This window comes from Tardiphaga robiniae (assembly GCF_013359755.1).
GTDB classification, from domain to species: Bacteria; Pseudomonadota; Alphaproteobacteria; order Rhizobiales; family Xanthobacteraceae; genus Tardiphaga; species Tardiphaga robiniae.
Genome location: NZ_JABMCJ010000094.1, coordinates 510646 through 530126, shown reverse-complemented (window position 1 = coordinate 530126; position 19481 = coordinate 510646). Strand labels below are relative to the sequence as shown.

Below are 19481 nucleotides of genomic sequence, written 5' to 3'. Positions count from 1 at the left end.
AGACGTTGCGCGGGCTGCGCTCGAAACTCTTACCCTGCCATTGCACGGATTTGGCGCTGCTATACGGGAAAGCGAAGCCGTTGTCACCCGTCTCTGTCACTCACCCGTCGTGATTTTTGGCGGTTTTCGCTTTCTGCCCGATTCCGGGGCTTTCGGGCGAGCCGCCCATAAATCGGGCCGGCGCTCCTGGGTAAGCGCCTCCGCCTCGGCCAGTCGCCATTTGGCAACCTTCGCGTGGTCGCCCGAAATCAAGACATCCGGGATGGGGCTGCCCTCGAAAACCTGCGGGCGGGTATATTGCGGGTATTCCAGTAGCCCATCGGAGAAACTCTCGTCGGTCCCCGAAGCCAGTTTGCCCATGACCCCCGGCAAAAGCCGCACACAGGCATCAATCAGCGTCATGGCGGCGATTTCGCCGCCGGACAGCACGTAATCGCCGATCGAGACTTCCTCGAGCGCCCGGGCGTCGATGACCCGCTGGTCGATGCCCTCGAAGCGGCCGCAGACGATCAATGGCCCCGGCCCGGCCGCCAGCTCCACCACCCGCGCCTGGGTCAATGGCCGACCGCGCGGGCTCATCACCAGCCTGGGACGGTCCTGCGTATCCACCGCATCGATCGCCGCCGCCAGCACATCGGCGCGCAGCACCATGCCCGGTCCGCCGCCGGCAGGCGTGTCATCGACGCTGCGATGCTTGTCGGTGGCCGAGGCGCGGATGTCCCGCGCCTCCAGCGCCCACAGGCCGGAAGCCAGCGCCTTGCCGGCAAGGCTGATGCCCAGCGGGCCCGGAAACATCTCCGGAAACAGCGTCAGCACCGTCGCGCGCCATGGCGCGGATGAAGGATCGGAAGTCATGGCCTTCCATCGCGCGTCCGGCGCGAGGCGTCAAACCCCGGCGATCGCCGCGTCAGGCCGCCGACATCTGCTCGCTGGTGTCACCGGCATCGAAGGCGGCGCGAGCGGCCTTGATCTCCGCGAAGCCCAGTCGATCAGGCCGGCCAGCGGCCCGAGGGCCGATTGTCCCAGCGGCGACAGCCGATATTCGACCGAAAGCAGAGCGACAAAACAGTCCCATACGTTCGTCTGCCGGAAGCCGAATTCAAGGCCATCATGCTCAATGCGGGCCTTCCGGAAGAACTCGCGGAGCTGATCGCGACGTCAAACACGGCGGCAGCCGACGGCGCGCTGTTCGATGACAGCCATACGCTGAGTAAGCTGATCGGGCGGAAGACGACGCCGTTCGCAACAACGATTGCAGAAGCGTTGAAAGCGTAAGCCTTACGCCGCGGTGGGGTCGTCGCCGATAATCTCACCGGGCAATTCGATCACGACATGGCCCGCCGCGAGGTCAACGGTCGGCACCACCGCATTGGTGAACGGCAACAGCAGGGTCGCGCCCTCTAGCGGCGCGATCTCGATGATATCGCCGGCGCCGAAATTATGGATACCGACGACACGGCCGATCGCATCGCCCGCGGCATTGACCGCAGCGAGGCCGATCAGGTCGGCGTGGTAATATTCATCGTCTTCGGTGTCGGGCAGCGCGTCGCGCGCCACATAGAGCTCGACGCCATTGAGGCGCTCGGCGTCTTCGCGGGACGCGACGCCTTTCAGCGTCGCGACCAGATGACCCTTGGCCTCGCGCACATCATCGACCTCGAAACTCCGCTTACCGTCCTTGGTGGCAAGCGGACCGTAGTCGCACACGGCGAATGGATCTTCGGTGAAGGTCCACAGCCGGACCTGACCGCGCACACCATGCGGCGCGCCGATGCGCGCGACGCAGATTTGCGCGGAGGTCATTCCGCCTTACTTCTTGGCGGCGGCTTCAGCGTTGGCCTTGCGCTCCTTGCGCGGCACGGCCTTCTCGGGATTGTTGCGGGCTTCGCGCTTCTGAACGCCAGCGGCGTCGAGGAAGCGAGCCACGCGATCCGACGGCTGTGCGCCCTTGGCGATCCAGGCCTTGGTCTTGTCGAGGTCGAGCTTCAGGCGCAGCTCATTGTCCTTGGCGAGCAGCGGATTGAAGTAGCCAAGACGCTCGATGAAGCGGCCATCGCGGGGAAAACGCGAGTCGGCGACGACGACGTGATAGACGGGGCGCTTCTTGGTGCCTGCACGGGCGAGGCGGATAACGACGGACATGGGATTCTCCTAAGTGTGTTCGATTTGAATGTGAGTTGAATGGGTCGCGTTATTTCTTTTTCCCGAGACCGGGAAAGCCGCCGAGTCCCGGCAGCGTCGGTTTGCCCAGGCCCGACAGGCCCGGGAAATCTTTTGGCAATGACGGCATACCCTGCGGCATCCCGCCCGGCATCTTCTCGGCCATCGCCTTCATCTGTTCGGGCGACGGCATGCCACCGCCGCCGAAGCCCATGGCCTGCGCGATGCCGGCCATCGGGCCGCGCTTGCCGGAGCCCATGGCCTTCATCATGTCGGCCATGTTCCGGTGCATCTTCAGCACCTTGTTGACTTCCTCGACCTTGAGGCCGGCACCGGCAGCGATACGCTTCTTGCGGCTGGCCTTGAGGATGTCGGGATTCTTGCGCTCCTGACGCGTCATCGAATCGATGACTGCGATCTGGCGCTTCACCACGCGGTCATCGAGACCGGCGGAGGCGATCTGGTTCTTCATCTTGGCGATGCCGGGCATCATGCCCATCAGGCCGGAGAGACCGCCCATATTGGTCATCTGAATCAGCTGCTCACGCATATCGGTGAGATCGAACTGACCCTTGCGCATGCGCTCGGCAGTGCGCGCAGCTTTCTCGGCGTCGATATTCGCAGCAGCGCGCTCGACCAGCGACACCACGTCGCCCATGCCGAGAATGCGGCCGGCGATACGGCTCGGATGGAAGTCTTCCAGTGCATCGGTCTTTTCACCGGTGCCGATCAGTTTGATCGGCTTGCCGGTGACCGCACGCATCGAGAGTGCAGCACCACCGCGGCCATCGCCGTCGACGCGCGTGAGCGCGATGCCGGTAAGGCCGACGCGTTCGTTGAAGGAGCGCGCGAGATTGACGGCGTCCTGACCGGTCAACGCATCCGCGACCAGCAGCACTTCATGCGGATTGGCGATCGCTTTGATCTCGATCGCTTCCGACATCATCTCTTCGTCGAGCGTCGTGCGACCGGCGGTGTCGAGCAGCACGACGTCGTAACCGCCAAGCTTGGCGGCCGACAGCGCACGCTTGGCGATGTCAGCGGGCTTTTGCCCTTCGACGATTGGCAGCGTCTGGATGTCGAGATCGCGGCCGAGCACCGCGAGCTGTTCCATGGCGGCCGGACGATAGACGTCGAGCGAGGCCATCAGCACCTTGCGCTTGTCGCGCTGGGTGAGACGGCGGGCGAGCTTTGCAGTGGTGGTGGTTTTACCGGAACCCTGCAGACCGACCATCATGATGGCGACGGGTGGCACGGCTTGCAGATCGATGCCGCCTTCACCGTCGGCGCCGAGCGTGGCGACCAGCTCGTCATGGACGATCTTGACGACCATCTGGCCGGGGGTGACCGACTTGACGACGGTGGCGCCGATGGCCTGTTCACGGACACGATCAATGAAGCTGCGGACCACGTCGAGCGAGACGTCGGCCTCGAGCAGCGCCCGGCGGACTTCGCGCATGGCGGCATCGACATCAGCCTCCGACAGCGCACCGCGCCCGGTGAGCCGATCGAGAATTCCGCCAAGCCGTTCCGACAGACTGTCGAACATCGATTGTCGCTTCCGCTCGTGCCATCCCCATGATGGCAAATAACCAAACACTTTTGCGCCCGAGGGCGCATCGCGCTGTCGGGCGTTGACCTCCGGTCTCCAGGACCGGTCGGCGGGTCGAAAAGAGAACTTTTCGAGAAGTGGCGGGATTTACAGTGCTGGAGCCCGATAAGTCAAGGTTTGCAGGGCGATCGCCTGGTCAGGCGGCCGCGCTCCGGGTTCCGCCGGCATCATAGTGCTGCTGTGCCTCAAGCACCTGGCCCATATGGTTTTCAGCCCAGACCCGCAGCGCATCGACGGTATCCGACAGGGTTCGTCCGAGCGGAGTGATCGCATATTCGACCGTGACCGGCACGGTGGGGATCGCCTTGCGGCTCACCAGGCCATCGCGCTCCAGACTTTTCAGGGTCTGCGACAGCATTTTCTGCGAGATTCCCTCGATCTGCCGCCGCAGTTGGTTGAAGCGAACAGGGCCGTCCGTGAGCAGGCCAAGCACCAGAACCGCCCATTTATCGGCGATCCGGTCCAGAACCAGCCGGGTTGGGCAGCTGCTCGCATAGACGTTGCCGGCTTTCCAGCGCTGGGCGGCGCTTTCGATATCGGTCTGCATGGCGGCGGTCTCCTCGGGGTAACCAGCTAACGCAAAAGTGCCTTCTTCACAGCTACTGCCGAAATGAATAGCAAGTTTCTATTGGTTACTACATGGAGATATCAAATGAAAATCGCCCTGATCGGCGCCACCGGCCGCGCCGGCTCGCAGATTGTCGCTGAACTGTCCCGCCGCGGTCATACCGTCACCGCCATCGCCCGCAACCCGGAGAAAGCCCCTGTTCTGGCCGGGGTGACGCCACTGAAGGCCGACGCCAACGATGTTGCCGGTCTCACTGCCGCCCTGAAGGGCCACGACGTCGCCGTCAGCGCGATCCATTTCCTCGTCAGCGACCCGCACAAGCTGATCGCGGCCGTGAAGGCGGCGGGCGTTCCGCGCTATTTGGTGGTCGGCGGCGCCGGCAGCCTCGAAGTCGCTCCCGGCCTGAAGCTGATCGAGACCCCGGGATTTCCGGCGGAATACCGGGCCGAGGCCGCGGTGGGCGGCCTGTTCCTCGACATCCTGCGCCACGACAAGGAGCTCAACTGGACCTTCCTGTCGCCCTCGGCCCTGTTCATCCCGGGCGAGCGCACCGGGACATTCCGGCTTGGCGGCGATCAACTGCTCGCCAACGACAAGGGCAGCAGCATTTCCTTTGAGGATTATGCCATCGCAATGGCCGACGAGATCGAGACGCCTGCGCATACGCGCAAGCGGTTCACCGTCGGCTACTGAGCGAACAAAGGATCGGCGCGGGTTGCGGAATCCACTGACAAATTCCATCTGATGCGGGCTGCGCCTCGTTGGGCGCAGCCCGTCGTCCCACCGGATTTGATCCAGCTCCATGATTCTCACCCGCCGCCGCCTTCTGACGTCGCTGGGCGGTCTCGCCGCAGCCGCTGGGCTGTCGGCCTTCTGGGCTTCCCGCATGACCAATTATGACGGCCCCGTCTCCGATCACTTCGACGGCAAGATCTTCTTCGATCCCGACGGCGTGCCGCCCAAGTCGCTCGGCGAAGTGCTGCGGTGGCAATTCGGCGGCGGCCGTACGCGCGAGGTCTGGCCCGACTGGGTCGAGAACGAATTTGCCGATACGCCGCCGGCCAAGATCGAGGGCACGGGCGTTCGCTTTAGTTACGTGGGTCACGCGAGCTGGCTGATCCAGACTGCCGGCATCAACATCCTATTCGATCCGGTGTGGTCTGACCGCGTCTCGCCGTTCTCGTTTGCCGGGCCGAAGCGCCACACCGCACCGGGCATCGCGTTCGACAAGCTGCCGAAAATAGACATCGTGCTGGTGTCGCACGGTCATTACGACCATCTCGATCTTCCGACGCTCTCAAAGCTCGCCGCAAAATTTGCGCCGCGCGTGATCACGCCGCTTGGCAATGACATCACCATGAAGAGCGCCGACAGCGCGATCAAAGCCGAGGCCTATGACTGGACAGATCGCGTCGAGCTTGGCAACGGCCTTGCCGTCACGCTGGTGCCGACGCGGCACTGGACGGCGCGCGGCCTGTTCGACCGCAACAAGTCGCTCTGGGCGAGCTTCGTGCTGGAGACGCCGGCGGGCAAGATCTACATCATCGGCGACAGCGGCTATGGCGACGGCCTGCACTTCCGCCGCGTGCGCGAAGCCCATGGTGCTATCAGGCTCGCGATCCTGCCGATCGGCGCCTATGAGCCGCGCTGGTTCATGAAGGACCAGCACATGAATCCGGAAGACGCCGTGAAGGCCCTGAGCGATTGCGGCGCGCAGCAGGCGCTGGCCAGCCATCACAGCACATTCCAGCTCACCGATGAGGCGATCGACGGACCGGTGAAGGGATTGGCCGCCGCATGCAGCGCGGCAGAATTGCCCAGCGAGAAGTTTATGGCGCTGAAGCCGGGACAGGTGGTGGAGATTTAGGAACGGCACAGACCTCTCGGTCGTCATGCCCGGCCAGCGCGAAGCGAGCTTCGCTAGATGTGCCGGGCATCCAGGTCTTTAGCGAAGACTGAAGACTAAGGCATGGATGGCCGGGACATCTGGCGAAGCCGCGCTTCGCGCTTTGCCCGGCCATGACCGAGTTTGTAGTTACTGCGCCGGCTTGATTTCCCAGCTCACGCTGACATTCACGCGCAGCACTTCCTCGCCTTGCGCCACCGGAGCCGATGCCACATCGGCGCCCATCTTGCGCAACATCATTGGCGCTGGCGCGCTGCCGGAGTCCTCGGAAATGCTGATCGGCGCGCCGAGCTTGACGCCGGCAGCCTTGGCGTAAATCTCCGCCTTGCGCCGCGCATCCGCGATCGCGTCGCTGCGCGCATCGTCGAGCAGTTGCGACGCCTTGGTCACCATGAAATTGATGCCGCCGACCTCATTGGCACCCGACGACACCAGCGCGTCGATGGTGCCGGCCACCTTGGTCACGTCGCGCACCCGGATGGTGACGCGGTTGCTGGCGCGATAGCCCGAGATGACATTGGGGCCAGGATTGGGACGGGTCTGCTGCGCATACTGCGGAAACAGCGACAGCCGCGATGTCTGCATGTCCTTCTCGGCAATGCCGGCGCTCTTCAGGGCCGCAAGCACCTTGGCCATCGCGGCATTGTTGGCCTCTGCCGCCTCGCGTGCGGTCTTGGCATCAGTCGTGACACCGCCATCGACGACAGCAAGATCGGGCGGCACCGAGACGGTGCCTTCGCCGGAGACGGAAATCACCGGCGGTGGATTGACCTGCGCGAGCGCAGGAGTGGCGATAAGCGCAACGGCCAGCGAAGCGAGAGCGAAATGATTTGTCATGCCCATTCTCTCGCGACCGTCCAAGGCTTCTTTATGACCAGAGGCTATGACAGAGCTACGGCTCGACTACTTGAGCGGCACATAGACATTGATGACCAGCTTGTCTTCCGCCGTCTTCAAGGGGTCGGTCATGTATTCCTCGATGAACGTATCTTTCGCCTCTAACTTCTTGTCGTCGAGGTGATTGGTGATCGCCTCATAGGTGTTGTCCATATTGTCGTAGGAGCCGCGATGGACGAACTTCAGCGCCTTACCATCCGGCGACAGGCCCATCTTCATCGCTTTCGGCAGGTTCTTCACCTCCTGATCGACCGGGATTTCCGCGAGGAAGGTGAAGCCAGTGTCGTCGGTAGTCGTATAGACGATCATTGGGTTGCCGGATGATTTGACACCCTGTTTGTCGAGCACGGTGGTGATCTGCTTGAACGCATCCATCAGCGTATCGAAGGCCGAATCCCAATTCGCCTTGCCGACGAACGTCACCATCTGCTTCGGCGACAGCGTGATTTCCTCGCCGAACGGATCGGCAACCTGGACCTGAGGCGCAGGTTGCGTTGCAGGCGCCTGCGCCGCGGCGGGCGGCGTTGCCGGCGCGGCGGGGGCCGGCGTCTCCGGCGTGGCGGGAGCGGGTGTGGCGGGAGCCGTTGCCGCCGGAGCTGGTGTCGCCGGCGCGGGCGGGGTGGCCGGGGAGCTTGCCGCTGGCGGCGTGGCAGGCGGAGATTGTGCCCAGGCCGCGGCGTTCAGCGTCAGCGCGGCTGCCGGGATCAGCGCCGCAGTGGCGAGGCGGGACAGGCGAGAACGGGTCATTCGAAGGGTCTCCTGTGACATCCTGCAGCGCAGCGTCCGGCAACATGCGCGATACGGCACCATGGTAACACGCAGCCGCAGCTTTCGTCCCCTCCCCAAATTGCGCAGGGCCATTCAAAACAGCCGACACAGAATCGCCGCACTGGCCAATCTGCCCGGGCTCGCCATATAAGGCTGAGATCAACGGGACCGAGCATGAGCGCACTGGCCAACCATTCCTTCGCCAAGATGAACGGCATCGGCAACGAGATCGTCGTGATCGACCTGCGCGATACGGCATCCGGTATCACGCCTGCCGACGCCCGCGCTGTGGCCACCCCCGAAGGCGTGCCCTATGACCAGTTGATGGTGCTGCAGAAGCCCCGGCTGGCCGGCACCGACGCCTTCGTCTCGATCTACAACAATGACGGCTCCGAGGCCGGCGCCTGCGGCAACGGCATGCGCTGCGTGGCGCGGCAGACGTTTGCCGGCGGCGACAAGACGGCGCTGACTTTCGAGACCAAGGCCGGCCTGATCAATTGCTGGCAGGGCCCGACGCCGGATCTCTACACGGTGGACATGGGCACGCCGAAGTTCGGCTGGCAGGACATTCCGCTGGCCGAGGAATTCCGTGACACCCGCGGCATCGAGCTGCAGATCGGCCCGATCGACGCGCCCATCCTGCACACCCCGTCAGTGGTCTCGATGGGCAACCCGCATGCGATCTTCTGGGTCGACGACATCCAGGCCTATGATCTCGAAAAGTTCGGGCCGCTCTTAGAAAACCACCCGATCTTCCCGGACCGCGCCAATATCACGCTGGCCCATATCGTAGATCGCGATCACATCGCGATGCGCACCTGGGAGCGCGGCGCCGGCCTCACCAAGGCTTGTGGCTCCGCGGCTTGCGCAACCGCTGTTGCCGCCGCTCGCCTGCGCCGGACCAATCGCACCGTGCATATGACACTGCCCGGCGGTGAACTCACCATCGAATGGCGCGAGAGCGACGACCACGTGCTGATGACGGGGCCGGCCGCGTTTGAATATGAAGGTACGTTCGATCCGAAGCTGTTCGCTTCGGTCGCCTAAGCCCTACTCCCCGTTCCAGCCACACGCCTTGAGCCGCTCATGCAGATGCGGCGGGGCCGGTGCGACGACACGGATCGGGTCTTTATTGCGCGAAATCGGAATCACGATCTCCCGCGCATGCAGATGCAGCGTCGGCTCGCCAAATCTTGGCCCGTTGCCGTAGATGTTGTCGCCAACGATCGGAAAACCTGACGATGCCGAGTGCACGCGGAGCTGATGCGTGCGACCCGTCACCGGCTCCAGCGCCAGCCAGCTCATGCCGCCGCCGCGGCCGAGCACGGTGAAATTCGAGACGGCCTTGAGCCCCTCGGGATCCGGCTTCATCCACCAGCCCCGGTCGGCATTGAGCCGCCCGAGCGGCATGTCGATCACGCCCGAATCTTCGACAGGGCCGCCCTCGACCACCGCCCAATAGGTCTTCCGGATACGGCTGTGCTTGAACAGCAGGCCCAGCGACGCAGTCGCCTTGCGGTGCCGGCCGAGCACCAGGCAGCCCGAGGTGTCGCGATCCAGCCGATGTGCCAGAACCGGTGCACGCGGCAGGCCATAGCGCAGGAATTCGAACGATGTTTCCAGATTGGCGCCGCCCTTGGGGCCGCGATGCACCGGCAGGCCAGCCGGCTTGTCGATCACCAGCATCAGGCCGTCACGGTGCAGCACCCGCGCCAGAATCTCGGCCTCGGTCAGCTCCACCGCATCGGTGCGGGGTTCCAGCCGGGGCTCGGCCTCCAAGCTTACGTCTTCGTCACTTTCACTGGTCATACTTTGAATCATGGCGCGAAACGGCTAACACACCCCCGACATGAGCGACACTCCCGAAACGCCAAAACTGAGCTGGTGGCGACGGCTCTCCGGCGGGCTGAAGCGCACCTCGAGCGCCCTCGGCACCGCGGTCGCCGACCTCGTGACCAAGCGCAAGCTCGACCGCGCCATGCTCGAGGATATCGAGGATGTGCTGCTGCGCGCCGATCTGGGTACCGAAGTGGCGGCGCGGATTTCCGCCGCCGTCGGCCATGGCCGCTATGACAAGGCGATCTCCGCCGACGAGGTCAAAACCGTTGTGGCCACCGAAGTCGAGAAAGTGCTCTCGGCGGTCGCCAAGCCGTTGGTGATCGATACTTCGCACAAGCCGTTCGTGATCCTCGTGGTCGGCGTCAACGGTTCCGGCAAGACCACCACCATCGGCAAACTGGCGTCCACCTTCTCCGCCGAAGGCCGCAAGGTGATGCTCGCCGCCGGCGATACGTTTCGCGCGGCAGCCATCGAGCAGCTCAAGGTCTGGGGCGAGCGCAACAAGGTGCCGGTCATCGCCGGTGCGCAGGGTTCGGATTCCGCGAGCCTCGCTTTCACCGCCGTCACCGCGGCTCGCGACGACAAACGCGACGTGCTGCTGATCGACACCGCCGGCCGCCTGCAGAACAAGACCGAACTCATGGTCGAGCTCGAGAAGGTCGTGCGCGTCATCAAGAAGGTCGATGCCTCGGCGCCCCATGCGGTGCTGCTGGTCCTCGATGCCACAGTGGGACAAAACGCGCTGTCGCAAGTCGAGGCGTTTCATCGTACGGCTGGCGTCACCGGCCTTGTGATGACCAAGCTCGACGGCACCGCGCGCGGCGGCATCCTCGTGGCACTGTCGGAAAAGTACAAACTGCCGGTGCATTTCATCGGCGTCGGCGAAGGCATCGACGATCTCGCGCCATTCACCGCCAGGGATTTCGCGCAGGCGATTGCAGGAATTGAAAGCTGATATGACTGACGTGATCGACAAGAAGCAGCCGCACCCGCTATTCAAGCTCGCCACCGAGCTCGGCCCGCTGATCGTGTTTTTCGTCGCCAATGCGAAGTTCAACCTGTTCGTCGCGACAGGCGCTTTCATGGTGGCGATCGTCGCGGCGATGATCGCGTCCTATGTCGTGGTCAGGCATGTGCCGATTATGGCGCTTGTCACCGCCGTCATCGTGCTGGTGTTCGGCACGCTGACGCTAGTGCTGCATGACGAGACCTTCATCAAGGTCAAGCCGACCATCATCTATGGCCTGTTCGCAGCGATCCTCGGCGGCGGCCTGTTGTTCGGCCGATCCTTCATCGCCATCATGTTCGACCAGATGTTCAATCTCACACACGAAGGCTGGCGTGCGCTGACGAAGCGCTGGGCGCTGTTCTTCTTCGCCATGGCGCTTCTGAACGAAGCGATCTGGCGCACCCAGAGCACGGATTTCTGGGTAGCCTTCAAGGCGTTCGGCGTCATCCCGCTGACCATGGTCTTCGCGGTGGCGCAGATGCCGCTGATCAAGCGCTACGGCATCGAGCCGGCTACGCTCGCGGAGAGCACGGCGGACGAAGGCGATCTGAGGAAGTAGAAACGGCTCTTACTTAACCTCGCCCCGCTTGCGGGGAGAGGTCGGGTTGCGAGCGCAGCGAGTAATCCGGGTGAGGGGGAGCCAGTGTTTCACTCGCTAGCTCCCCCTCACCCGTCGCGGACTTCGTCCGCGCCACCCTCTCCCCGCAAGCGGGGAGAAGGAAAACATCACACCGCCAGCGTGCCGGCCTTTGCCGCCGCATAGCGCTCGCCGACCTTGGTCCAGTTGACCGTATTCCACCACGCCTTGAGATAATCAGCGCGACGGTTCTGGTAGGTCAGATAATAAGCGTGCTCCCAGACGTCGTTGCCCATCAGCGCGCGCTTGCCGTCCATGATCGGATTGTCCTGATTCGGACGCGTCTCGATCGACAGCTTGCCGTCCTTGTCGACGATCACGAACACCCAGCCAGAACCGAACTGACGGCCGCCGGCGGCGTTGAAATCGGTCTGGAATTTCTCGAGGCCGCCGAGGTCGCGATCGATCGCCGCGAGCACATCGCCTTCCGGCTTGCCGCCATTCGGGCCCATGATCTGCCAGAACATGGTGTGGTTGGCATGGCCGCCGAGATTGTTGCGCACGCCGGTGCGGATCGCGTCAGGCACGCTGTTGAGATTGCCGAGCACCTCGACCAGCGGCTTCTCGCCGATCACCGGGGTATCCTTGGCAAAATTGTTCATGTTGGCAACGTAGGCGGCGTGATGCCTGTCGTGATGGATCTCCATCGTCTTGGCATCGATGTGCGGTTCAAACGCCGTGACCGGATAGGTCAGCGGCGGCAGGATGAATGGCGCATTGCCGGCAGTAGGGGTGGCCGGCGCAGCCGCCTGGGCGAAAGCAAGACGGGGCGCGACGACCGCGGCAGCGATGCCGGTCGCAACGAGCATGAGATGGCGTCGGGACATCGATGACATGGGGCTTCTCCCTTGAATATGAACTGCTACGTCTGGCAAATACGCACCGCATCTCTGGCAGTTTCGTGTGCGGGCATTGTGACGCAGCGCGACATAGCACATCACAGGTCTGAAATACCGTCTCACATGGGGCGAATCATGATCCACCGGGCCGGACGCTGCGTTGGCCGTCGCGGTGCTTCAGGAGATAATGCAGGCCGACCAGGGCCGCAGCCATTCCCGAGATCGCGCCGATGGCTAGCGCCCAGCGCGGACCGAATCGATCAGCGGCCCAGCCGACAATCGGCGCACCGATCGGCGTACCACCAAGTGCAATGGCTAGCAGGATCGCCATCACGCGACCACGCATGGCCGGCTCGGTCGAGAGCTGCACCAGGCTGCTTGTCGAGGTGGTCACGGTTTGAGCTGCAATACCGATGACAATCAGCGTGAGACCGAACAACCAGTAACTCGGCATCGCGGCGGCGAGGACGAAGCCTGCACCAAACACAGCGGTACCGACGATCAGAAGACCGATGCGCGGCCTGTCGCGCCGCGCTGCCAGCAGCGAACCGATCACCGACCCGATCGCCATGACCGATGTCAGGACGCCATATTGACCGGCGCCGGCATGAAATGCCGTGACCGACATGGTCGAGATGAAAATCGGAAAGTTCAAACCGAAGGTGCCGATCAGGAACAGCATCAGCAAGATGGCTTTCAGGTCCGGCCGTTTCCAGACATAGCGAAAGCCTTCGACCAGACTGCCGCGGCCACCTGCAGAACGCTGCGCCGGATACATCTCATCGGCGCGCAGAAGCATGAGGGAGCCAAGCACCGCCATGAACGAGACCGCATTGAGAATGAACACCCATCCGGAGCCGACATGGGCAATCAAGAGGCCAGCAACCGCCGGACCGATCATCCGCGCCGCGTTGAACGAGGTCGAGTTGAGCGCGACGGCATTCGACAGATCGGCCTCGATGACCAGTTCGGAGACGAAGGTCTGCCGTGCCGGAAAATCGAAGGCCGCAACACAGCCGAGCAGGAACGCGAACACATAGACATGCCAGAGCTGCACGTGACCGCTGAGGAGAAGGAGTCCCAGCCCAAGCGCCAGCAGCCCCATCGCCACCTGCGTCGCGATCAGCAGCTTGCGGCGATCCAGATGATCGGCGGCATAGCCCGTGAATGGCAACAGCAGAAGCATCGGCCCGAACTGCAGCGCCATCACGATGCCGACCGCGGTGGCGTTGTTGTCGGTGAGTTGCGTGAGCACCACCCAGTCCTGCGTGGTGCGCTGCATCCACGAGCCGATATTCGACACCAGCGCACCACCTGCCCAGATGCGATAGTTGAAACCGCGCAGCGAGCGGAACGTACCGGTGGCCGATATACTCATGAACCGAGCGGTGTGTTGCCGCCGTGAAGGCGCCCGAACAGCCGCGCCGTAAAGATCGCCATCAGCAGAGCGCCAAGACCGAAAGCGGTGACATCGATCGTGGAATGCAGATCGAAATCGCCGACGCGGACGACGAGGAGATAGCCGATCACCAGGTTGACGAAGCCCCAGATCACGTTGACCGTCGAGGACGACAGTCCCTTGCCCGGCGGCTTCGCGAACGGACTTTGAAACGGCCGGCCGGATACGCCGCTCACGAGGTGCGGGATCACATTGATGAGGAAAGCGCCACCGAAGAACCAGGCGAGATAATGAAGCCAAAGCATCTCACGCACTCCGTTTGTCGAGCAGGTTGATGACGTCCTGCGTGGTGCCGGTCTCACCGAGACGGGGGAAGACGTTGGCGATGCTGCAATCATGCGCTTCGGCGCGCATATCCGTCATCGCATCGACGGCGAGCGTGACGTTGAAGCCCGCTTCATAGGCTTGGCGCGCAGTGGCTTCGACACCGGTTCCCGTCGCAACACCGGCGATGACGACTTGCGTGACACCGCGCGACTTCAGTTGCTGTTGGAGATCGGTCGTGGCGAACGCGCCCCAGCTGTGCTTGGTCACGGTGATATCGCGGGGTTGCTGATCTAGTTCAGGGATGAGATCGGTCCAGTCCTCGGCAAGCGGCACCGATCGGCGCAGCTGTTCGGTGCGGCCCGGCGCACCGCCGGCCACGTTGACGAGCACGACCGGCAATTCGCGGACGCGAAACGCGTCGAGCAGCACACGTGTCTGCTTCACGACGTCCCCGATCGGATGCACCGTCGGCAGCGCGACGATGCCTTGCTGCAGATCGACGACAATAAGTGCGGTGTTCGGATCGAGCATGGTGAGGGCCATGGAGCTCTCCTTTGAATGCGACGGCGCGATCAGGCGTCGACGATGCGCTTGAGCAACCCGATGCTGCCGGCGAGCTGATCCTGCTCCACGGCGGTCAGGGTTTTCTGGATGGCGTGGAACAGCCAGTCCTCACGGGCGGCGCGACCGACACGGATCCATTCCTTACAGGCGGGGGTGAGCGCCCAAATGGTCTGGCGACCGTCATTCGGATCCGGGGTGCCGCTGACCAGCCCGGTGGTCTCCAGCGCCGCCACCGTGGCGCCCATGGATTGCGGCCGCACGCCCTCGGCGCGAGCAAGGTGGGTCACCGTCGCCGGGCCGTCGCGATCCAGCCGGCTCAGCACCGCCACCTGGGACATCGTCAGGTCGCCGATGCCGGCCTTTTCACGCAATCTGCGCTTCACCTGACCGATCAGGTCGCGAATCTCGGTCGCCAATGCCAGCGCCCGGGCATCTTCGGGGTTGTCATGATGGTCCGTCATGACCTCGGACTACAGGATACGAAGGAAAACTACAAAGGAAAGCTTCATATCTGCCGATCACATCGCCGTGTCGTTTCAAACCTCGCAGTGATGGGGGCAGGTGTCTTGCCGCTAAACAAAAAGGGCGGCCTCTCGGCCGCCCTTTCGTACTTCGCAATGTCGCGAAAATTACTCCGCTGCAGTCGCGCCTTCGGCAGCCTTCTGCTTGGCTTCGAGGTCTTCGCCGGTCTCCTGATCGACCGCCTTCATCGACAAACGCGTCTTGCCGCGATCATCGAAGCCGAGCAGCTTGACCTTAACCTTGTCGCCTTCCTTGACGACGTCGGAGGTCTTTTGCACGCGGCCGCCGGCGAGCTGGCTGATGTGAACCAGACCGTCCTTGGCGCCGAAGAAGTTCACGAATGCACCGAACTCCATGACCTTGACCACGGTGCCTTCATAGATCGCGTTGAGCTCCGGATCCGAAGCGATCGACTTGATCCACTTGATCGCAGCCTTGATCGACTCACCATCGGATGAGGCCACCTTCACGGTGCCGTCGTCTTCGATGTTGACCTTGGCGCCGGTCTTTTCGACGATCTCGCGGATCACCTTGCCGCCGGTGCCGATCACTTCACGGATCTTGTCGGTGGCGATCTTGAAGGTCTCGATGCGCGGCGCGTATTCGCCGAGCTCGGCACGGGCGTTGTTGAGCGCCTTCGACATCTCACCGAGAATGTGAATGCGGCCTTCCTTGGCCTGGCCCAGAGCGACCTTCATGATCTCTTCGGTGATACCGGCGATCTTGATGTCCATCTGCAGCGAGGTGATGCCGGTATCGGTACCAGCCACCTTGAAGTCCATGTCGCCGAGGTGATCTTCATCACCCAGGATATCCGACAGAACCGCGTAGCGTGCGCCTTCGAGGATCAGGCCCATGGCGATACCCGCCGTCGGACGCTTCATCGGAACGCCCGCATCCATCAGCGCCAGCGAAGCACCGCAAACCGATGCCATCGACGACGAACCGTTGGACTCGGTGATTTCCGACACCACGCGCACGGTGTACGGGAATTCGTGGTGACCCGGCAGAACCGGATGGATTGCGCGCCAGGCGAGCTTGCCGTGGCCGATTTCGCGACGCTTGGTGCCGCCCATACGACCGGTCTCGCCGACCGAGTAGGGAGGGAAGTTGTAGTGCAGCAGGAACGTCTCTTTGTACGTTCCCGACAGCGAGTCGATGTACTGCTCGTCTTCACCGGTGCCGAGCGTGGTCACGACCAGCGCCTGGGTTTCACCGCGGGTGAACAGCGCCGAACCGTGGGCGCGCGGCAGCACGCCAACTTCGGCGACGATCGGACGAACCGTGGTCAGGTCGCGGCCGTCGATGCGCTTCTTGGTGTCGAGGATGTTCCAGCGAACGATCTTCGATTCCAGTTCCTTGAACACGCCGGCGATACGGAGCTTGTCGTATTTCGGCTCCTGACCTTCCGGGAAGTAGTGCGCCATCGCCTTCGCCTTGACGGCACCGACGGCGGCGTAGCGGTCCTGCTTCACAGGGATCGCGTAAGCAGCGCGCAGCTCGGTTTCGACGAGACCGAGCATTTCCTTCTCGATTTCGCTGTCATCGATGGTCTTGACCTCGCGCGGCTCCTTTGCGGCCTTCTCGGCGAGCTCGATGATCGCCTTGATGACCGGCTGGAAGTGGCGGTGACCGAACATCACGGCGCCGAGCATCACGTCTTCGTTGAGCTCCTTGGCTTCCGATTCCACCATCAGCACGGCATCGCCGGTGCCAGCGACGACGAGGTCGAGATTGGTGTCGGCCATTTCGTCGAGGGTCGGGTTGAGCACGTATTCATCATTGATGAAGCCGACGCGGGCTGCACCGATCGGGCCCTGGAACGGGGCGCCGGAAATCGTCAGGGCAGCCGAAGTGGCGACCAGCGCGAGAATGTCCGGATCGTTTTCCATGTCGTGCGACAGCACGGTGACGACGATCTGGGTTTCATTGCGCCAGCCATCGACGAACAGCGGGCGGATCGGACGATCGATCAGGCGGGAGACCAGCGTCTCCTTCTCGGTCGGACGACCTTCGCGCTTGAAGTAGCCGCCGGGAATGCGGCCGGCTGCGTAGGTCTTCTCGATGTAGTCGACGGTCAGCGGCAGGAAGTCGATGCCATCCTTGGCAGTCTTCGCGGCGACGACGGTGGCGATAACGACGGTCTCGCCATAGGTGGCGATGACGGCGCCGTCAGCCTGACGGGCAACCTTGCCGGTTTCCAGCTTGAGCGGACGACCGCCCCAATCGATCTCGACGGAGTGAACATTAAACATCTTAGGTTTCTTTCATGGGTTCACGGAGGACGTGACGGCCAAAAACACTGAAGTCCAAAACACAAAAGCCATGCGCAAGACGGCAAGAAGCTGTTCGCGATGTCGCGAAATCAGCGTCCGGCGATCCTGCCATGGCTCTGGTATTCTGAATGGCGTCCATCCTTCCGATGGTCGCGGGGATCTTTGGAGGATCGCGCCGCGCGACGGGCACCTTGCCCGTCATCGTCCAGTTGCCGGATTGCTTCTGAACGTTATCGCGAAAGCCGCACATGGCTTCCGCTACAAAAAACGCGCGCAAAGGGTTTTTGCGCGCGTGATTTCGCTTAGCGGCGAATGTTGTGCTTCTCGAGCAGCGCCTTGTAGCGCGCCTCGTCCTTGCGCTTGATGTAGTCAAGCAGCGAACGACGCGTGGAGACGAGCTTCAAAAGACCACGGCGGGAATGGTTGTCCTTGGTGTGGGTCTTGAAGTGTCCGGTCAGGTTGGCAATGCGCTCGGAGAGGATCGCAACCTGGACTTCCGGCGAACCAGTGTCGCCGGTCTTGTTGGCATTGGTCTTGATGACTTCCGCTTTGCGTTCTGCGGTAATCGACATCGTCAGTTACTTTCTTTGCGGGCCGAACTGGCGGTCAGTCCGGTCAGGTTAAACACGCGCTTGGGGATGAGTTCGCCGTTGCCAACTTCAGCGAGGGCCAATAATCGCCCTGCCACCGTGACATAAACTGTGCCGCTACAATCGGGCGCATCCCGTCCGCGCAACAAAACGGCCTGGCCCCGATGGAGCCTTGCCGCATCCGCCCGTGTGACGGCCAGTGCCGGGATGTCGTCCAGCGCGGTCTCAACGGGCAGTAGCGCGTCGGCGAGGCTACCCTCGCCAGACGCGGCTCTATCGCACAAAGCCTCCAACTGTTCCAGCGGAATCATGTCGGCTTCGGCGAAAGGTCCGACCAGGGTACGCCGGAGCGCACTGATATGGCCGTAGCAGCCGAGTAAACGGCCGATATCGCGGGCCAGCGCACGCACGTAAGTGCCCTTGCCGCACTCGGCTTCGAACACGGCATGGTCGCTATCTGGCTGTTCTGTCAGGACTAATTCGTGAATCACAACCGGTCGGGGAACCAGTGGCACCACCTCGCCGTCGCGGGCGAGATCATAGGCGCGCTCGCCCTGGATCTTGATCGCCGAGTATTGCGGCGGGGTCTGTTCGATATTGCCGGTAAATTGCGGCAGCAACGCCCGGATCTGGTCCGCCGTTGGCCTATTCGGGCTGGTGAAGGTCGCGCGGCCCTCGGTGTCGTCGGTATCGCGTTCCTCGCCCCAGGCGACCGTGAAGCGATAGCGCTTGCGGCCGTCCATCACGAACGGAACCGTCTTGGTGGCTTCACCGAGCGCGATCGGCAGACCGCCGGACGCCAACGGATCGAGGGTACCGGCATGGCCGGCGCGCTTGGCCTGGAACAGGCGCTTGGCGATCGCGACCGCCTGGGTCGAGGTCATGCCGATCGGCTTGTCGAGGATCACCCAGCCATGAACGTCGCGCTTGTCGCGCCGGACCTGGCCCTGCTGACGCTGCTTGCCGCCCTGATGGCGGGGATCGTTATTGCCGCGATGGCCCTGATGCTGACGCTGGTCATTGCCGCCGCGGTCACCTTGCTGACCGTGGTCGCCGTGCTGCACGGCCGGAGACAGGGTGGGCTCGCCATTGCCCGCTTCATCGAGACGTGAATCGAGGGCGGCGGCTGGGGTCGTCACAGTCATTCGTTTTCGTCCGAGTCTGGTTTGAGGTCGCGCGCAACGGCAGGCGTGCGCAGGAGTTTGTCGATGCGCTCGGCTTCGTCGAAGCGCTCATCGATGCGGAAGCGAAGATCGGGGGCGTATTTGAGGTTCACGCGATACGCGACCTCGGTTCGCAGGAAGCTCTTGTTCGCCGCAAGCGCCTTCAGCACCGGTTCGGTGTTCTGGCCGCCGAGCGGCATCACATAGACGGTGGCGAGCTTGAGATCGGGCGACATCTTCACCTCGGGCACGGTGATGATGGTGGTCTGCAGAACGGGATCGTGGACCCCACCCTGCGACAGGATATCGGCAATCGCGTGGCGCATCAGCTCGCCAACGCGCAATTGACGCTGCGAGCCGCCCGGCGCGGCAGATTTTTGGTGATGCTTGGGCATCGGTTTCCCT

Annotated in this window: 23 protein-coding genes; 6 read left to right on the top strand and 17 right to left on the bottom strand. The window is 63.1% G+C overall.

From position 1 onward, the window contains the following. Positions 1–96: 96 nt before the first annotated feature. Positions 97–855 carry a tRNA (guanosine(37)-N1)-methyltransferase TrmD gene (gene trmD / locus HP556_RS28830; protein WP_175369440.1) on the bottom strand — a complete coding sequence of 253 codons (759 nt, stop codon included), beginning with the start codon at positions 853–855 and terminating at the stop codon, positions 97–99. Positions 856–1110: 255 nt separating this feature from the next. Here trmD and HP556_RS28825 point away from each other — a divergent pair, with 255 nt between their 5' ends. Then, entirely contained in the window at positions 1111–1275 is a 165-nt protein-coding gene (locus HP556_RS28825; protein ID WP_175369439.1) for a hypothetical protein, read from the top strand. Between the two features lie 3 nt (positions 1276–1278). On the opposite strand, the gene rimM is transcribed toward HP556_RS28825, so the two are convergent. The 4 genes from rimM to HP556_RS28805 all read right to left on the bottom strand — a co-directional run bounded on the left by rimM (position 1279) and on the right by HP556_RS28805 (position 4319). Continuing rightward, positions 1279–1803, bottom strand: coding sequence for a ribosome maturation factor RimM (gene rimM, locus HP556_RS28820; protein ID WP_175369438.1), 525 nt, complete (start codon positions 1801–1803; stop codon positions 1279–1281). Positions 1804–1809: 6 nt separating this feature from the next. Beyond that, the gene (gene rpsP, locus HP556_RS28815) at positions 1810–2142 is read right to left on the bottom strand and encodes a 30S ribosomal protein S16 (protein ID WP_089266465.1); all 333 of its coding nucleotides are present in this window, start codon (positions 2140–2142) and stop codon (positions 1810–1812) included. A 49-nt stretch (positions 2143–2191) separates the two neighbouring features. Continuing rightward, positions 2192–3709: a signal recognition particle protein gene (gene ffh, locus HP556_RS28810; RefSeq protein ID WP_175369437.1), complete on the bottom strand. Its 1518-nt coding sequence runs from the start codon at positions 3707–3709 to the stop codon at positions 2192–2194. Between the two features lie 199 nt (positions 3710–3908). Further along, positions 3909–4319: a winged helix-turn-helix transcriptional regulator gene (locus tag HP556_RS28805; RefSeq protein WP_089266461.1), complete on the bottom strand. Its 411-nt coding sequence runs from the start codon at positions 4317–4319 to the stop codon at positions 3909–3911. 105 nt (positions 4320–4424) lie between these two features. Here HP556_RS28805 and HP556_RS28800 point away from each other — a divergent pair, with 105 nt between their 5' ends. Then, positions 4425–5033, top strand: a complete 609-nt coding sequence (locus HP556_RS28800; protein WP_093757908.1) for an NAD(P)-dependent oxidoreductase — start codon at positions 4425–4427, stop codon at positions 5031–5033. 109 nt (positions 5034–5142) lie between these two features. Then, positions 5143–6207 carry an MBL fold metallo-hydrolase gene (locus HP556_RS28795; RefSeq protein ID WP_175369436.1) on the top strand — a complete coding sequence of 355 codons (1065 nt, stop codon included), beginning with the start codon at positions 5143–5145 and terminating at the stop codon, positions 6205–6207. Positions 6208–6375: 168 nt separating this feature from the next. On the opposite strand, the gene HP556_RS28790 is transcribed toward HP556_RS28795, so the two are convergent. Further along, positions 6376–7083, bottom strand: a complete 708-nt coding sequence (locus HP556_RS28790) for an SIMPL domain-containing protein (protein WP_175369435.1) — start codon at positions 7081–7083, stop codon at positions 6376–6378. Positions 7084–7149: 66 nt separating this feature from the next. Then, on the bottom strand, positions 7150–7890 hold the full coding sequence (locus tag HP556_RS28785) for a GyrI-like domain-containing protein (RefSeq protein WP_175369434.1): 741 nt from the start codon (positions 7888–7890) through the stop codon (positions 7150–7152). A gap of 195 nt (positions 7891–8085) precedes the next feature. On the opposite strand from HP556_RS28785, the gene dapF reads away from it, so the two are divergent. Beyond that, on the top strand, positions 8086–8958 hold the full coding sequence (dapF, locus tag HP556_RS28780; RefSeq protein WP_175369433.1) for a diaminopimelate epimerase: 873 nt from the start codon (positions 8086–8088) through the stop codon (positions 8956–8958). 3 nt (positions 8959–8961) lie between these two features. On the opposite strand, the gene HP556_RS28775 is transcribed toward dapF, so the two are convergent. Then, positions 8962–9597, bottom strand: a complete 636-nt coding sequence (locus HP556_RS28775; RefSeq protein WP_246297950.1) for an RluA family pseudouridine synthase — start codon at positions 9595–9597, stop codon at positions 8962–8964. Between the two features lie 163 nt (positions 9598–9760). Here HP556_RS28775 and ftsY point away from each other — a divergent pair, with 163 nt between their 5' ends. Further along, complete coding sequence (gene ftsY, locus HP556_RS28770; RefSeq protein ID WP_175369431.1) at positions 9761–10705, top strand: signal recognition particle-docking protein FtsY; 945 nt, start codon at positions 9761–9763, stop codon at positions 10703–10705. Between the two features lie 13 nt (positions 10706–10718). Continuing rightward, positions 10719–11318 (top strand): septation protein A, encoded by a 600-nt coding sequence (locus HP556_RS28765; RefSeq protein WP_093758216.1) that lies wholly within the window; start codon positions 10719–10721, stop codon positions 11316–11318. A gap of 167 nt (positions 11319–11485) precedes the next feature. Here the strand turns inward: HP556_RS28765 and HP556_RS28760 are convergent, their stop codons facing one another. The 9 genes from HP556_RS28760 to rbfA all read right to left on the bottom strand — a co-directional run bounded on the left by HP556_RS28760 (position 11486) and on the right by rbfA (position 19471). Continuing rightward, on the bottom strand, positions 11486–12232 hold the full coding sequence (locus HP556_RS28760) for a superoxide dismutase (RefSeq protein ID WP_175369430.1): 747 nt from the start codon (positions 12230–12232) through the stop codon (positions 11486–11488). Between the two features lie 136 nt (positions 12233–12368). Continuing rightward, positions 12369–13613 carry an MFS transporter gene (locus tag HP556_RS28755; RefSeq protein WP_175369429.1) on the bottom strand — a complete coding sequence of 415 codons (1245 nt, stop codon included), beginning with the start codon at positions 13611–13613 and terminating at the stop codon, positions 12369–12371. Continuing rightward, the gene (locus tag HP556_RS28750; protein ID WP_089266447.1) at positions 13610–13939 is read right to left on the bottom strand and encodes a hypothetical protein; all 330 of its coding nucleotides are present in this window, start codon (positions 13937–13939) and stop codon (positions 13610–13612) included. The genes HP556_RS28755 and HP556_RS28750 overlap by 4 nt, the downstream gene beginning before the upstream one ends. Before the next feature lies 1 nt (position 13940). Continuing rightward, positions 13941–14504: an isochorismatase family protein gene (locus tag HP556_RS28745; RefSeq protein ID WP_089266445.1), complete on the bottom strand. Its 564-nt coding sequence runs from the start codon at positions 14502–14504 to the stop codon at positions 13941–13943. A 29-nt stretch (positions 14505–14533) separates the two neighbouring features. Further along, positions 14534–14986: a MarR family winged helix-turn-helix transcriptional regulator gene (locus HP556_RS28740; protein ID WP_093757902.1), complete on the bottom strand. Its 453-nt coding sequence runs from the start codon at positions 14984–14986 to the stop codon at positions 14534–14536. Between the two features lie 168 nt (positions 14987–15154). After that, positions 15155–17302: a polyribonucleotide nucleotidyltransferase gene (gene pnp, locus HP556_RS28735; protein WP_089266441.1), complete on the bottom strand. Its 2148-nt coding sequence runs from the start codon at positions 17300–17302 to the stop codon at positions 15155–15157. Between the two features lie 323 nt (positions 17303–17625). Continuing rightward, positions 17626–17895 carry a 30S ribosomal protein S15 gene (gene rpsO, locus HP556_RS28730; RefSeq protein WP_068734145.1) on the bottom strand — a complete coding sequence of 90 codons (270 nt, stop codon included), beginning with the start codon at positions 17893–17895 and terminating at the stop codon, positions 17626–17628. Positions 17896–17897: 2 nt separating this feature from the next. Beyond that, positions 17898–19058 carry a tRNA pseudouridine(55) synthase TruB gene (truB, locus tag HP556_RS28725; protein ID WP_093757901.1) on the bottom strand — a complete coding sequence of 387 codons (1161 nt, stop codon included), beginning with the start codon at positions 19056–19058 and terminating at the stop codon, positions 17898–17900. After that, positions 19055–19471, bottom strand: a complete 417-nt coding sequence (rbfA, locus tag HP556_RS28720) for a 30S ribosome-binding factor RbfA (protein ID WP_068734171.1) — start codon at positions 19469–19471, stop codon at positions 19055–19057. The genes truB and rbfA overlap by 4 nt, the downstream gene beginning before the upstream one ends. Between the last annotated feature and the right edge of the window lie 10 nt (positions 19472–19481).

Bases quoted from the DNA above. Each gene is read 5' to 3' on its own strand.
- HP556_RS28825 (WP_175369439.1), top strand. From the start codon at position 1,111: ATGCTCAATGCGGGCCTTCCGGAAGAACTCGCGGAGCTGATCGCGACG.
- rpsO (WP_068734145.1), bottom strand. From the start codon at position 17,895: ATGTCGATTACCGCAGAACGCAAAGCGGAAGTCATCAAGACCAATGCC.
- HP556_RS28750 (WP_089266447.1), bottom strand. From the start codon at position 13,939: ATGCTTTGGCTTCATTATCTCGCCTGGTTCTTCGGTGGCGCTTTCCTC.
- HP556_RS28795 (WP_175369436.1), top strand. From the start codon at position 5,143: ATGATTCTCACCCGCCGCCGCCTTCTGACGTCGCTGGGCGGTCTCGCC.
- dapF (WP_175369433.1), top strand. From the start codon at position 8,086: ATGAGCGCACTGGCCAACCATTCCTTCGCCAAGATGAACGGCATCGGC.
- ffh (WP_175369437.1), bottom strand. From the start codon at position 3,709: ATGTTCGACAGTCTGTCGGAACGGCTTGGCGGAATTCTCGATCGGCTC.
- rbfA (WP_068734171.1), bottom strand. From the start codon at position 19,471: ATGCCCAAGCATCACCAAAAATCTGCCGCGCCGGGCGGCTCGCAGCGT.
- HP556_RS28775 (WP_246297950.1), bottom strand. From the start codon at position 9,597: ATGCTGGTGATCGACAAGCCGGCTGGCCTGCCGGTGCATCGCGGCCCC.
- truB (WP_093757901.1), bottom strand. From the start codon at position 19,058: ATGACTGTGACGACCCCAGCCGCCGCCCTCGATTCACGTCTCGATGAA.
- HP556_RS28800 (WP_093757908.1), top strand. From the start codon at position 4,425: ATGAAAATCGCCCTGATCGGCGCCACCGGCCGCGCCGGCTCGCAGATT.
- ftsY (WP_175369431.1), top strand. From the start codon at position 9,761: ATGAGCGACACTCCCGAAACGCCAAAACTGAGCTGGTGGCGACGGCTC.
- pnp (WP_089266441.1), bottom strand. From the start codon at position 17,302: ATGTTTAATGTTCACTCCGTCGAGATCGATTGGGGCGGTCGTCCGCTC.
- rimM (WP_175369438.1), bottom strand. From the start codon at position 1,803: ATGACCTCCGCGCAAATCTGCGTCGCGCGCATCGGCGCGCCGCATGGT.
- HP556_RS28745 (WP_089266445.1), bottom strand. From the start codon at position 14,504: ATGGCCCTCACCATGCTCGATCCGAACACCGCACTTATTGTCGTCGAT.
- HP556_RS28740 (WP_093757902.1), bottom strand. From the start codon at position 14,986: ATGACGGACCATCATGACAACCCCGAAGATGCCCGGGCGCTGGCATTG.
- HP556_RS28790 (WP_175369435.1), bottom strand. From the start codon at position 7,083: ATGACAAATCATTTCGCTCTCGCTTCGCTGGCCGTTGCGCTTATCGCC.
- trmD (WP_175369440.1), bottom strand. From the start codon at position 855: ATGACTTCCGATCCTTCATCCGCGCCATGGCGCGCGACGGTGCTGACG.
- HP556_RS28805 (WP_089266461.1), bottom strand. From the start codon at position 4,319: ATGCAGACCGATATCGAAAGCGCCGCCCAGCGCTGGAAAGCCGGCAAC.
- rpsP (WP_089266465.1), bottom strand. From the start codon at position 2,142: ATGTCCGTCGTTATCCGCCTCGCCCGTGCAGGCACCAAGAAGCGCCCC.
- HP556_RS28755 (WP_175369429.1), bottom strand. From the start codon at position 13,613: ATGAGTATATCGGCCACCGGTACGTTCCGCTCGCTGCGCGGTTTCAAC.
- HP556_RS28760 (WP_175369430.1), bottom strand. From the start codon at position 12,232: ATGTCATCGATGTCCCGACGCCATCTCATGCTCGTTGCGACCGGCATC.
- HP556_RS28785 (WP_175369434.1), bottom strand. From the start codon at position 7,890: ATGACCCGTTCTCGCCTGTCCCGCCTCGCCACTGCGGCGCTGATCCCG.